At 69.9% G+C, this 13,154-nt stretch carries 9 protein-coding genes; 4 read left to right on the top strand and 5 right to left on the bottom strand.

What is annotated here, in order from left to right:
- Positions 1-52 precede the first annotated feature (52 nt).
- The 3 genes from WMF33_RS33030 to WMF33_RS33020 all read left to right on the top strand — a co-directional run bounded on the left by WMF33_RS33030 (position 53) and on the right by WMF33_RS33020 (position 5,049).
- The gene (locus tag WMF33_RS33030; RefSeq protein ID WP_437332363.1) at positions 53-1,576 is read left to right on the top strand and encodes a sugar ABC transporter ATP-binding protein; all 1,524 of its coding nucleotides are present in this window, start codon (positions 53-55) and stop codon (positions 1,574-1,576) included.
- Positions 1,573-2,673: a sugar ABC transporter permease gene (locus WMF33_RS33025; protein ID WP_437332362.1), complete on the top strand. Its 1,101-nt coding sequence runs from the start codon at positions 1,573-1,575 to the stop codon at positions 2,671-2,673. Before WMF33_RS33030 ends, WMF33_RS33025 begins: the two co-directional genes overlap by 4 nt.
- 201 nt (positions 2,674-2,874) lie before the next feature.
- On the top strand, positions 2,875-5,049 hold the full coding sequence (locus WMF33_RS33020; protein WP_437332361.1) for a catalase: 2,175 nt from the start codon (positions 2,875-2,877) through the stop codon (positions 5,047-5,049).
- 93 nt (positions 5,050-5,142) lie between these two features.
- Here the strand turns inward: WMF33_RS33020 and WMF33_RS33015 are convergent, their stop codons facing one another.
- The 4 genes from WMF33_RS33015 to WMF33_RS33000 form a co-directional block, all read right to left on the bottom strand.
- Complete coding sequence (locus WMF33_RS33015) at positions 5,143-7,068, bottom strand: ABC-F family ATP-binding cassette domain-containing protein (RefSeq protein WP_437332360.1); 1,926 nt, start codon at positions 7,066-7,068, stop codon at positions 5,143-5,145.
- 266 nt (positions 7,069-7,334) lie between these two features.
- Complete coding sequence (locus WMF33_RS33010; RefSeq protein WP_437332359.1) at positions 7,335-10,523, bottom strand: CARDB domain-containing protein; 3,189 nt, start codon at positions 10,521-10,523, stop codon at positions 7,335-7,337.
- A 307-nt stretch (positions 10,524-10,830) separates the two neighbouring features.
- A complete protein-coding gene (locus WMF33_RS33005; protein ID WP_437332358.1) occupies positions 10,831-11,199 on the bottom strand; it encodes a type II toxin-antitoxin system VapC family toxin in 369 nt (122 codons plus the stop codon).
- A 22-nt stretch (positions 11,200-11,221) separates the two neighbouring features.
- Positions 11,222-11,467, bottom strand: coding sequence for a hypothetical protein (locus WMF33_RS33000; protein ID WP_061623394.1), 246 nt, complete (start codon positions 11,465-11,467; stop codon positions 11,222-11,224).
- Between the two features lie 479 nt (positions 11,468-11,946).
- On the opposite strand from WMF33_RS33000, the gene WMF33_RS32995 reads away from it, so the two are divergent.
- Entirely contained in the window at positions 11,947-12,126 is a 180-nt protein-coding gene (locus tag WMF33_RS32995) for a DUF433 domain-containing protein (RefSeq protein ID WP_437332357.1), read from the top strand.
- 35 nt (positions 12,127-12,161) lie between these two features.
- On the opposite strand, the gene WMF33_RS32990 is transcribed toward WMF33_RS32995, so the two are convergent.
- Entirely contained in the window at positions 12,162-13,025 is an 864-nt protein-coding gene (locus tag WMF33_RS32990; RefSeq protein ID WP_437332356.1) for a DUF5131 family protein, read from the bottom strand.
- Between the last annotated feature and the right edge of the window lie 129 nt (positions 13,026-13,154).

The raw sequence follows: 13,154 nt of genomic DNA, 5'->3' as shown, positions 1-13,154 counted from the left end.
GCCGGCGCGTCCCGGGCAAACGTGGCCGCGCTTCTGCACCTGCGCCAGGACAATGCCCCTCCTCGAGCTCGCATCGATAACGAAGCAGTTCCCCGGCGTGAAAGCCCTCGACGGCGTGTCGTTCGACCTCGAGGAAGGCGAGATTCACGCCCTCTGCGGCGAGAACGGCGCGGGCAAGAGCACCCTCATCAAGATCCTGTGCGGCTACTATCCGGCCGGCACCTACGGCGGAGAGATCCGCTTGAACGGCCGCGTCGTCGAGTTCAGCGGCATGCGCAGCGCCGAGGAGCACCGGATCGCGCTCATCGCGCAGGAGCTCGCGCTCGTCCCCGAGCTCACCGTGGCCGAGAACCTGGTGCTCGGGCGCGAGCCGGTCCGCGGGGGGCTCATCGACTGGGACGCGGTGCGGGCCGACGCGCGGCAGGCGCTCGCGCGCGTGGGGCTCGAGGTCGACCCCGAGCGCCCGATCAAGGACCTTGGCATCGGCCAGCAGCAGATGGTCGAGATCGCGAAGTCGCTGCTCAAGGACGCGAAGATCCTCGTCCTCGACGAGCCCACGGCGGCGCTCACCGACTCCGGCGTGAGGACGCTGCTCGGCCTGCTCCGCGACCTGCGCGCCCGCGGCGTCTCCTGCATCTACATCAGCCACCGTCTCGAGGAGGTCTTCGAGATCGCCGACCGCATCACCGTCCTCCGGGACGGCAAGTCGATCACGACGCAGCCGCGGGCCGCGCTCACGCCCGACAAGGTCATCTCGTACATGGTCGGGCGCGAGGTGACGAACCTCTACCCCTGCCCGCCGCCGCCGGAGGGCCCGGTCGCGCTCTCGGTCGATCGCTGGTCGGTCGAGGACGCGGGGCACCCCGGGCGGTTCGTGCTGCGCGACGTGAGCTTCGAGGTGCGCGCCGGCGAGGTGCTCGGCATCGGCGGCCTCATGGGCGCCGGGCGCACCGCGCTCGTCTCGACGATCTTCGGCGCGGCCCAGAGCCGCGTCACCGGCACGATCTCGGTCCGCGGGGGGCCCGTGTCGCCGCCGTTCAAGTCGCCCGCCGAGGCCATCGAGGCGGGCATCGCGCTCGTCAGCGAGGATCGCAAGCGCTACGGCCTCGTGCTCGAGTCGACCCTCCTCGACAACATCACGCTCGCGACCCTGCGGCGGTTCGTGAAGGGGCTCTTCCTCGATCACGCCGCGCGGGAGGCCACGGCGGTCGAGCAGATGAGGGCGCTCCGGACCAAGGCGCCGGGGCCGCTCGCGCTCGCGAACCAGCTCTCGGGCGGCAACCAGCAGAAGATCGTGATCGGCAAATGGCTCATGGCGGGGCCGCGCGTGCTCCTGCTCGACGAGCCGACCCGGGGCATCGACGTCGGGGCGAAGGCCGAGATCTATCAGCTCATCCACAAGCTCGCTTCGGACGGCCTCGCCGTGGTGCTCATCTCCTCCGATCTGCCGGAGCTGCTCGGCATGAGCCACCGCGTGCTGGTCCTCTCCCAGGGCAGGGCCACCGCCTGCCTCGACCGGAACGACGCCACCGCCGAGCGCGTGATGCTTGCAGCAACGAGGAAGGTGACGGAATGAGCGAGGCGAAGCTTCGCGTACGCATCCCCTGGCGTGCCCTCTCGATGGTGGGCTCGCTCATCGCGATCTGGATCGCCTTTTCGATCACCACCGACGGGACGTTCGTGACGCCCCGCAACCTGACGCTGCTCGCGCGGCAGATGTCGGTGACCTCGATCCTGGCCATCGGCATGGTGATGGTCATCGTCGCGGGGCAGATCGATCTCTCGGTGGGCGCGATGGCCGGCCTGCTCGGCGCGGCGTCGGCGATGATCTACGTGAACCTCGGCTGGCCCCTGCCGGCCGCCTTCTTCCTGCCGCTCGCCCTCGGGGCGCTGCTCGGCTTCGTGCAAGGCACGCTCGTGGCGCGGCTGCGCATTCCCCCCTTCATCGTCACGCTGGGCGGGATGCTCATCTTCCAGGGCTCGATCCTCGGCACCACCGGCGGCGTCTCGGTGTCGCCGGCGCGCCCCTACCTGTTCGTCGGCCAGGCGTACGTGCCGCACACGCTCGGCTGGGCGGGCGCGGGCCTCCTCTGCCTCGTGCTGCTGTACAAGGCCGCGCGCGCGACCGGCACGGCGCGCTTTCCGTGGATCGGGCTCGCCGCGTTCGCCATCGCGTTCACCGCGCTGATGAACTCCTACGAGGGCATCCCGTTCCCCGTGCTGCTCGTCCTCCTGCTCGCGACCGTGTTCACGGTGCTGGCGAAGCACACCACGTTCGGGCGGCACCTCTACGCGATCGGCGGCAACCGCGAGGCGGCCTTCTACTCCGGCATCAACATCGATCGTCACCTCATCGCCGTGTTCACGCTGATGGGCGTGATGTGCGGCATCGCGGGCATCGTGCTCACCGCCCGCGTCGGCTCGGCGACCTCGGACGCCGGCCGCATGATGGAGCTCGACGCCATCGCGGCCGCCGTCATCGGGGGCACGTCGCTCCTCGGCGGGCAGGGCACCATCTGGGGCGCGCTGCTCGGCGCGCTGGTCATGGCCTCGCTCGACAACGGCATGAGCCTGATGAACACCGAGAGCTTCTGGCAGCCGATCATCAAGGGCGTCATCCTCATCCTCGCCGTCGGCATCGACATGGCGAGCCGCAAGGGCCGCGGCCACTGAGCATCGCCGCCCCTCTGGCGCGCAGGGGCGGAGCCCACCGACGCTTCCGCCGGCGTCACCCCTCTTCCGCCCGCGACTCCACCTCTCTGCCGCTCCCCGCGCCGGCCCGGGCGCGCTCCCCCCGGTGCGACGCGCGCCCGGCTCTCGCATCCAATCGCCACCTGCGCAGGCGGGAGCCGGCGGGAAGGATGGGGAGGACGCATGGCCGAGCAAGGCGAGAAGGGCGCGGGCCCGGAGAGCAGCGCGTACAGCAAGATCGATAGCCTGGAGCCTCACCGGGAGGACCTGACGGGCACGGTGCTCTCGACCGACCAGGGCATCCGGATCGACAGCACCGACGATTCGCTCAGGGCCGGGGCCAGGGGGCCGACGCTCCTTGAGGACTTCCATCTACGCGAGAAGATTACGCATTTCGATCACGAGCGCATCCCCGAGCGCGTCGTGCACGCGCGCGGCTCCGGGGCGCACGGCTACTTCCAGGTCTACGCCTCGATGGCCGAGGTCACGAGGGCGGCGTTCCTGCAGGACCCGAGCGTCAGGACGCCGGTCTTCGTGCGGTTCTCCACGGTGGTCGGCTCGCGCGGGTCGGCGGACACGGTCCGCGACGTGCGCGGCTTCGCGACGAAGTTTTATACCAGGGAGGGGAACTTCGACCTCGTCGGCAACAATATCCCGGTCTTCTTCATTCAGGACGGCATCAAGTTTCCGGATGTGATCCACGCGATCAAGCCGGAGCCGGACCGGGAGATCCCGCAGGCCTCGTCCGCGCACGACACGTTCTGGGACTTCATCTCGCTCATGCCGGAGTCGACCCACATGGCCATGTGGGTGCTCTCGGATCGCGCCATCCCGCGGAGCTTCCGCATGATGGAGGGCTTCGGCGTCCACACCTTCCGCCTCGTCAACGCGCAGGGCAAATCGCGCTTCGTCAAGTTCCACTGGAAGCCGCTCCTCGGCGTGCACGCCCATGTCTGGGACGAGGCGCAGGAGCTCGCCGGCAGGGATCCGGACTACCACCGCCGCGACCTCTGGGACGCCATCGAGCGGGGGGATTACCCCGAGTACGAGCTCGGCGTGCAGATCATCGAGGAAGAGGACGAGTTCGCCTTCGACTTCGATCTGCTCGACGCGACGAAGATCGTCCCCGAGGAGCTCGTGCCGGTGCGGCGCATCGGCAAGCTGACCTTGAACCGCAACCCGGACAACTTCTTCGCCGAGACCGAGCAGGTCGCGTTCCATACGGCCAACGTCGTGCCCGGGATCGACTTCACCGACGATCCTCTGCTCCACGTCCGGAACTTCTCGTACCTCGACACGCAGCTCCTGCGGCTCGGCGGCCCGAACTTCCCGCAGATCCCCATCAACCGCCCGCTGGCCCCGGTGCACAACCAGAACCGGGACGGCTTCATGCAGCAGCGGATCAAGCAGGGTCGGGCGCACTACGTCCCGAACTCGCTCGCCGGCGGCTGTCCGATGACGGCGTCGTGGGAGACGGGCGCGTTCGTGCACTACGCCGAGCGGGTGCTCGGGCTCAAGCAGCGCGTGCGGAGCGAGAGCTTCAAGGATCACATCACCCAGGCGAGGCTCTTCTGGAACAGCCTCTCGGTGCCCGAGAAGAAGCACCTCGTCCGCGCGGCGCGCTTCGAGCTCGGCAACGTGGCGAGCCGGGACATCCGCGAGCGCATGGTCGCGCGGCTCGGCGAGGTCGACACCGATCTGGGCCGGCTGGTGGCCGAGGGGATCGGCGTCGCCCCGCCCGCGGGCCAGCCCCACGTGCCTTCGAAGGGCGGCAAGGCCGCGGGCAAGCGCTCGGTGGACGCCTCGCCGGCGCTCAGCATGGAGAACACGGTGAAGGACACGGTGAAGAGCCGCCTCGTCGCCCTGCTCGTGGCCGACGGGTTCGTTGTCGCCGAGCTCGCGGCGGTCAAAGCGGCGCTCGAGGCGGCCGGCGCGCACGCGCAGGTCGTGTCGACGCGGCTCGGTCCGATCGTCGGCGACGACGGCAGCGCCGTGGAGGCGGACAGGTCGCTGCTCACGGCGAAGTCCGTCATGTTCGATGCGGTCTATGTCCCCGGCGGGCGCGCCAGCGTCGCGGCCCTCGCGGCCTCGGGGGAGGCGGTGCATTTCATCAACGAGGCGTTCAAGCATTGCAAGGCGATCGGGGCGACGGGCGATGCGGTCGATCTCCTCGTGGCGACGGACATCCAGGGCGTCGCGCTGGCCGACGTGCAGGCCGGGGCGCCGCTCCTGTCCGACAAGGGCGTGGTCACCTTGCGCGACCCCGCGGGCCTCGCCCCGTTCGCCCACGAGCTCCTCCGCGCCATCGCGCAGCACCGCCACTGGGACCGCGAGGACGTCGCGCAGATCCCCGCGTGACGAGCGGCCCGACCAGCGGCTAAACGCACATCGGTAGGCCCCGGTGGAGGGAGGGCGCGGCGCCGCGCCCTCCCTCCACCGGGGCCGGGTGCATCACTGGATGGCCCCCATCTCGGCGATCTCCTGCTCCAGCTGCTCCCATTCGGCCATGAGCGCGTCGATGCGCGGCCCGAGCGCCTCTTCCTCGGCCTGGAGCGCCGCGATCTCCGCCTTCCCCGTGCGCTCGAAGAACCCGTCGCTGCAATAGAGGTCGTGGATCGCCTTCTTCCGCGCCTCCGCCGCCTCGATGGCCGCGAGCACCTTGTCGCGCCGCGCGGGCAGCTCCTTCTGCCGGTTGCGCCGCCGCTTCTGCTCCTCCCACGAGCCGCCCGCCTCCGGCGCGGCGCCTGCCCTCTGTTGCTCGCGCTTCGCCTTGAGCACCACCGTGTCGGCGTCGAGGTGATCGTCGCCGCAGCCGGCCAGGTACTCCTCGTAGGTGCCGGGGAAATCGCGCGGCCCGTTCGGCGTGACCTCGAGGATGCGCGTCGCCAGCTCGGACACGAAGAACCGATCGTGCGACACGAAGAGCACCGTCCCCTCGAACGCCTTGAGCCCCTCGACGAGCCCCTGGATCGCCTCGAGATCGAGGTGGTTGGTCGGCTCGTCCAGGACGAGCACGTTCGGCCGCTCGACGATGATCCGGCAGAAGATGAGCCGCGCCGCCTCGCCGCCCGAGAGCGAGCCGACGCTCTTCTCCACGTCGTCGCCCGAGAACAGCGCCTTGCCGAGCTGGCCGCGGACGTAGCTCGGCGACTCGTCGGGGCACGCCGCCCACAGGAAGGAGAGGGGCGTCATCGACCCGTCGACGAGCAGCTCGCGGTGGTCCTGCGCGAAGTACCCGACGCGCGCCTCGTGCCCCCACGACGCGCCCCCGGCGTCGGCCGCGAGGCGCCCCACGAGGATCTTGAGCAGCGTCGACTTGCCGAGCCCGTTCGGCCCGATCACCGCGAGCCGCTCGCCCCGCCGCACCGACAGCGACACGTCGCGCAGCACCTGCTTGTCGCCGTACGACTTCGAGATCCCGCGCGCCTCGAGCACGTCGCGCCCGCTCGGCCTCTGGATCGCGAACCGGAACACCGGCGTGCGCCGCGACGTGTCGGCGAGCTCCTCGACCTCGATCTTCTCGATCTGCTTGAGCCGGCTCTGCGCCTGGCGCGCCTTGGTCGCCTTGGCGCCGAACCGCTCCACGAACGCGCGCTTGTCGGCGATGATCTTCTCCGCGCGAGCGATCTCGGCCTGCTTGCGCTCGCGGATCGCCTGCTTCTCGACGACGAACGCGGCGTAGTTGCCCGTGTAGAGCGTGATGGTCTCGTAGTCGACGTCGAGGATGTGCGTCGCGACGTTGTCGAGGAAGCGCTGGTCGTGCGAGATGACGACGGCGCACCCCTTGTAGCCGGCGAGGAACTTCTCGAGCCACCGGATCGACAGGATGTCGAGGTGGTTCGTGGGCTCGTCGAGCAGGAGCACGTCCGAGCCGCCGAGGAGCACCTGCGCGAGCAGCACGCGCAGCTTGAAGCCGCCCGACAGCGTCGAGAGCGGCCTCCTGTGGGCCTCCACGGGGATGCCGAGCCCCTCGAGGACGGCGCTCGCGCGCGCCTCCAGCGTGTAGCCGTCGTGGGCGCGGATGCGGTCCTCGAGGTCGGCGACCCGGCCGGCGTCGCCGCCCTCCTCCGCGAGGCGGCGCGACTCGACGAGCGCGTCCCAGACGACGCGATCGCCCATCATCGCGAGATCCAGGATGATCTGGTCGTCGCTGAGGAACCGGTCCTGCCGGAGCACGCCCACGCGGGCGTCCTTCGGGAAGCTGACGCTCCCCTCGGTCGCGGGCTCGTCGCCGGCCACGATCTTGAGGAAGGTGGTCTTCCCCGAGCCGTTGGCGCCCACGAGGCCGTAGCGGGACCCCGCGTTGAGCTTGAGCGAGACGCCCTCGAAGAGGGTCCGATCACCGAAGGATTTCGCGAGGTTGGACGTTCCGAGCATGGCGGTTGGGGGCTTGGGTCGATCGATCGGCGTCGCGCCTGGCGCGCGGCGCCTGGCGCGCGGCGAAAGGAGCGGCGCGCCGCGCCGCGCGCGCGGCCGGGAGCGGCGCGGCGGGGGCCCCAGGCATAGCACCGCGCCCCGGGGAGCGGGCGGTTCGTGCGCCGCCGCGGCGCCTCAGGGGCGCGGCGCGCGCCCGGCCGCCGCGGGGGCGGCGCGGCGCGCGCCCTGCCGCAGGCGGGAGGCCCCGGCGGCAGGGCGCTGGCGGGTCAACGGATGCGCTCGCACACGACCTTGTCCGAGGCGGCGTCCTTGTTGTTCCCGTCGTTGCACTCGTCGATCGCGCCGTCCGGGTCGACGACGCCGTAGATCAGGATCGAGAGGTTCCACGGGAACTCGTCGATGGTGGCGACGAGGTTCACGCTTTGCCCCGGCGCGATGGGCCCCGGGACGACCTCCTCGTGGAGCGCCGTCCCGCCCTGACCGGGATCGCCGGCGTAGTACCGGACCCGCACGTCGCTGGCCGGCGCCGAGCCGGCGTTCCTGACGACCGTCGGGACGTCGACCTGCTGCAGCTCGCACTTCGCGTCGGTCACCCGCCCGATCTCGATCTGGAGGTCCGGCAGCGCGCCGCCCTCGTCCACGACCACGGTCTCCTCGTTGTTGTCCTCTTTGCACTCGCGCTCGGTGGCGCCCTCGTCGACGACCGCGCGCAGCCGGGTGGGCAGCGTCCCCTGCGGGTTGTTCGCGGCGCTGTAGCTCACCGTGAGGAGCAGCGAGCTGTGCGGCTCGATGCTGCTCTGGAGGACCGCCTGCAGCGGCGCGCCGGCCTCGTCGAGGAGCGCCTCGTCGACGGCCGGGGTGTCCCACTCGCCGTAGAAGTTGATGACGACGCCGGGGCCGACGCGCAGGTCGCCGAGGTTGTCGACGCGCACCGTGATCTCGACGTTGTCGGTGAGCTCGCCGCAGGCCGCGTCGGGGGACGAGATCTGGATCCCGCTGAGCGCCAGGTCCGGCGCGATCCCGTACGACCGCGGGTTCGAGCGGTAGGTGTTGTAGACGCGGCCGCTGTACGCCTTCCAGCTCTCGGGCTCCCGCGTGGGGATGCCGCCGCTCTCGAGCACGTTCGTCACGTGGTAGCTGTGCTGGTTCCAGATGCGGCGGGCCGAGACCCAGAGGTCGTTGGGATCGCCCCAGACCTCGAGGCCGTTGTTGGAATCGACGAACGCGTCGCAGGTGCCGGACTCGTTCGAGGTGGCGAACACGATCTCGGCGTTGCCGTCGTTGTCGACGTCGGCCACGACCGGGTACTCGGTCCGGGTGCGGCTCGGGGAGTGCTCCTTGAACAGGACGCTCGCGGTCACGCCGTCGTAGATGCGGAAAAAGCACTCGTCGTTGTAGATGACCTCGGCGGCGCCGTCGCCGTTGAAGTCGAACACGCTCGACCCGGTGGAGCGGCTGGAGTCGTCCTCGATGATGCGCAGCCAGCTGTTGTGGTAGCAGACGCAGGTGCCCGCCTGCGTGTTGCAGGTCGCCGCGCCGGTGGCGCTGCACTCCTCGTCGGTGGTGCACGCCTTCCCGTTCGGGGTGCGCGGGGGGTTGGCTGTGCCCGAGCCGTTGTCGTTGAGCGGGTTGGGCCACGCCGGGCACTCCGCGGTCGGCTCCTGGAGGTCGATCATCACGTAGCGCCCGCCGAACGCCGTGCCGACCTCGGGGAAGCCGTCGCCGTCGAAGTCGTCCACGTTCGGCGCCCCGCCGTCGAACTGGGCGCCCTCGCCCATCACGGTCCGGCGCTTGATGGTGCCGTCCTGCCCGTTGAGCACGAAGAAGTACCCGTTGTTGAACAGGATCACCTCCGGCTTCTGGTCGAGCGGGTTGTTCGGTCCGGGGGCGGCGGTCTGGTCGGCCCCGAGGATGTCGGCCACGGCGCAGAACCCGTCGCGGCGGGTGTCCGGGATCTGCGTAGCGCCGTCGCCCCTGCCGTTGACGGTCTGCCCATCCCAGACCACGAGGAGCTGCCCGTTGCAGAACGCCGTCGCCTCGGCGTCGGCATAGGGGGGCGCGCACTCGGCCCTGCTCGTCACGCCGTCCGGCGGGCGGGGCAGCGCGTAGGCGGTGCTGCCCGCGACGATCTCCAGCCGGTGGTCGTCGTTGAGGTTCGCGACGCACGTGATGGGGCCGAGCCGGTTGGGGTTGGTCAGCTTCGTCGCGTCCCCTTGAACCCCTTTCATCAGCGTAGCGTCGCCCCTGAAGCGGTCGAGGATCGAGAGCTCGCGGGTCGTCGAGTCGTACCGCAGCGTGAACACGTGCTGGCCGACCACGATCTCCGGGAGCCCCGCGCCGTCGATGTTGGCGATCGCCGGGGCCGGCTCGTTGTAAAGGTCCGCTTCGGCCCAGAGGTTGTTCGCGAGGACCCGGGTCTCGCCCGTGTTGCTGAAGATCTGGAGCCCGTACGACTCGGTGACCGCGACGATCTCCGGGATGCCGTCGGCGTCGAGATCGCCGACGGCGAGCTGGGCGGTCGGCAGCAGCGTCGCGTTGCTGCAGGTGTAGGGGGTGTCGATGGGGTCGCCCTCGTGCCATACCAGCGCGCCGAGCACCGCGAAGTAGTTGCGCCCCTTGTTGGGGCCGCCGCCGTGGATCGCGCGGAGGACCCCGCTATTCTGGAACACCGAATTGCAGAACGTGGTGAAGATGATCTCGGGGAAGTCGAGCTCGTTGATGAGCCCGTCGCCGTTGTCGTCGTCGAGGTTGGCGACGAGCGGCGTCATGACGTTCTGCGCCGAGGTCGGGAACGGGCTGTCGGCCGCGTTCGCGTTGGCGCGGTTCTGCCCTCCCCACTGGATCTCGATCTGCGGCAGGACGCGCTCGAACGGCACGGGGTCGAGGAGGCACGTGGGCGCGTCGCCGGTGCCGGTGCAGGAGCCGACCTCGCAGGCGGCGAAGGTGGGGCAGTCCCAGTCGTCCTCGCACGGGCAGCTCGCGCTCCCTGCGCCGCTGTCGGTGCACGTGCTCTCGAAGTAGGCCTCTCCGCCGCACGTGAAGAGCTCGCGCGTCGTGCTGCCGTTCGAGACGCAGACGAGGAGGCTCTCGCCGTCGCACGTCCGTTCGCCGGCGGTGCAGGTGTCGTCGACGCAGATCGTGCCGTTGCAGTACTGGTTGAAGGGGCACTCCAGGTCGCTCTCGCAGCCGATATCGACGCAGGTGGCGCCCCCTTCCGGGGTCATCTGGCATCGCTCGGTCGGGTCGCAGCTGAGGTCTTCGCAGGTGTTGTTGACGCAGGTGCCTTGTCCGTCCTCGACCTCGCAGTGCTGATCGGGCCGACAGCTCACGCCTTCACAGCCGCTCTCGACGCCGCCCGCGCCGCCGCTGCCGGTGGTGGTCCCGACGAACCCGGTGCCTTCGCTCGTGCTGCCGCCGCCGCCGTCGCCCCCGCCGCCCTGGCCGGGGTTGTTCACGATCTCGGGGTTGCTGCAGGCCGCTGCAGCGAACAGGAGCCAAGGAAGCGCGAGGGGAATTATCCGCCGGGGGCACGTGGGCATGAGGCGATTGTACGGGCGCGCTGTCGCCATGGAAGCGCGTTCGCGCGCGGCTTCGTGCGCCGAGTGGGAGCTCCGCCCACGGTGGGCGTCGCCCGCGGCGGGGTCCGCGGCGCAGGGGAGGGCGCCGCGCGGGGCCGTGCGGGCCGTGCGGGACGGGCGCGGCGGGGGCGCAGCCCCGGCGGGTCGATCGCGGGCAGCAACCGGGAACCGGGGTGCTGCTCCATCACGACCCGGCCCACAGCAACGTGGCGCTGTACCGGGTGAGCAGCTCGTCCACCGTGACGAGCGCTGCGGCCTCGCAGAGCGCCTGGGCCACGAGGAGGCGATCGAACGGGTCTCGGTGATGGTACGGCAAGGCCGCGGACGAGACCGCGTGACGAGCGGTTACGGGGAGCTCGATCGCGTCGAGCGCGGCGATCGCCCGTGGGACGAGGACCTCCGGCTGCTCGGGGAGCGGGAGCTTGCCGCTCGCGTGCTTGACCGAGATCTCCCAGGCGCTGGCTGCGGAGATCAGGAGGGTGTTGTGCGGATCCTCGATGGCTGGCGCGCCGTCGTCGCGATGCGCTCCGGGGCGAGCACCGCCCAGAGCCACACGTGGGTGTCGAGGAGCAGCTTCAACGCTCGCCATCTCCCTCGAAGGCGCGCAGCATGTCCTCCGGCAAGGGCGCGTCAAAGTCTTCCGGGACGTCGAACAGGCCTCGGAGCGCTCCTAGCTTGCGCGCTGGCGGCGTGGGCCTGCGCGGGGCCGGCTCCTCCTCGAGGATGATCACCTCGACGTTCTTGCCCACGAGGGCCGAGAGCTCCGGGATGTGGAGCGTCTCCGAGGTGACCTGGGTATGAATGCGGATCGCGTTGGCCATGGTCGACCGACGAGAGTCTAGCGCGGACCAGGCGTCCCGCACCGCGCGGCCCGTGCGGGGCGGCCGCGGCGGGGGGGAGAGGACGGGCTCTGCCGGGAACTGTGCTGCCGGGCCGCGCGTGCCGGTCGGGCGCCGCGATTTCGTTGGTGGCAACCGTCGCTCGGGGAGCGGGGCGACGCCGGTGGAGCTCGCCGCTCGCGGCCGGGCCCCGACGGCCGCGAGGCGCGGCTTCGCGGCGAGCGACGCGGCCAGGCTTCCTTCGCGAAGGGGTTCCTCCTACGCTCCGCGCATAACGGTGACCCTCGAGGAGCCTACGCTCCGCGCATAACGGTGACCCTCGAGGAGATCGAGCATGAGCTCGCGCAGCTCAGCGACGCCGAGAAGGCGCAGCTCGCACGCGCGCTGTTCCCCGCCCTCACGCGCGCGTTCGCGGGCGTCGAGAAGAGGGGCCGGGCGTCTGCGGTGGAGACGCCTGCATCGTGCGCACCCGTATTCCAGTGTGGGCGCTCGAGCGACACCGCCGCCTCGGTTGGAGCGAGGCCCGGATCCTGGACAACTTTCCGACCCTCCGCGCCGCCGATCTGGTGAACGCTTGGTCTTATGTCGACGCCCATCCCGAGGAGATCGAGAGATCGATCCAGGAGAACGAGAATGACTGATTCAAGGCTCTCTCAAAGGTGAACGGGTAGTCATGTCACTCCGCAGCGACATCGGGTGCGCGAGATGCGCGACGAGATAGCTTCACGAGAGGAGCATTCGACCATTTCTTTGCTTCGCGCTCCACGTCGCCGATGAGCGTCGAACGTGCCGCTCGGTCGGGGATCGTCGCGACCTGGCGCGGGGGCAGCGCATCGTACGTCCGGTCGTTGAGCGTTCTTCCGTTCTTGCTCTTCTGGACGCCTCCCCATTGTTTGAAGAAGAACGGCACGCGAGCTTCGTCGCACTGTTGCCTGATCGACTCCACCCACGATCTCAGCAGCGGTCGTGCGCCAGGTCCGCTCTCTCCACCCACGATGACCCAGTTGATGCCGGAGAGGTCAATTTCTCCGATGTCCTCGAGCAAGGGCTCGATCGAGAGAAACCGGACAGCCCCCGGCGCCGCGCGAAGATGATCGACGCGTGGAAGGCCGTAGTGCGTGTCCTCGACGCTGACTCCCCACCATATGTGGGGTAGCCGGGAGGCGAATCGCAGGGGACCCAGGAGCAGATCTCGCAGCCTCTCCGAGCGCTTCGTCAGCACTTGAAATACGTGCCAAGGCGCTCGCTGCATCACGCGAGCGACTTCGACGATGTATTCGGTTGGTATTCCATCTTGGAATAGATCGCTCATCGAATTGACGAAGACGCTCTTCGGCGCTGACCAACGAAGAGGCTCGGCGAGCTTGTCTGGGATCAGCCGCAAATCGAAGCCGTGCTCGTAAGGATGCCCCGGCACGTTGCGGAATCGTTCGGCGAACGTCTCGGCATAGCAGTGCTTGCAGCCGGGGCTCACCTTGATGCAGCCGCGAACGGGGTTCCACGTGGCGTCCGTCCACTCGATCTTCGAGTGCTCGCTCATGAGTCGGGTCGCTATGATGGTCGATGTTGGCGCATCAATGTACGCCATTTCAGGTATGGGGACCAGGCCCCGAGGCTATCCCTCGCCCATCTCGGCGTCACTGTAGGCGCCGGCGGCGTGGACCTGCGC

Origin of the sequence: Sorangium sp. So ce394 (genome assembly GCF_051474665.1) — a bacterium.
GTDB lineage: Bacteria > Myxococcota_A > Polyangia > Polyangiales > Polyangiaceae > Sorangium > Sorangium cellulosum_D.
This window is presented reverse-complemented; position numbering and strand designations above follow the sequence as displayed.

Excerpts from the sequence above, each read along its gene's own strand:
- WMF33_RS32990 (WP_437332356.1), bottom strand. The coding sequence starts at position 13,025 with ATGAGCGAGCACTCGAAGATCGAGTGGACGGACGCCACGTGGAACCCC.
- WMF33_RS33020 (WP_437332361.1), top strand. The coding sequence starts at position 2,875 with ATGGCCGAGCAAGGCGAGAAGGGCGCGGGCCCGGAGAGCAGCGCGTAC.
- WMF33_RS33025 (WP_437332362.1), top strand. The coding sequence starts at position 1,573 with ATGAGCGAGGCGAAGCTTCGCGTACGCATCCCCTGGCGTGCCCTCTCG.
- WMF33_RS33015 (WP_437332360.1), bottom strand. The coding sequence starts at position 7,068 with ATGCTCGGAACGTCCAACCTCGCGAAATCCTTCGGTGATCGGACCCTC.
- WMF33_RS33000 (WP_061623394.1), bottom strand. The coding sequence starts at position 11,467 with ATGGCCAACGCGATCCGCATTCATACCCAGGTCACCTCGGAGACGCTC.
- WMF33_RS33030 (WP_437332363.1), top strand. The coding sequence starts at position 53 with ATGCCCCTCCTCGAGCTCGCATCGATAACGAAGCAGTTCCCCGGCGTG.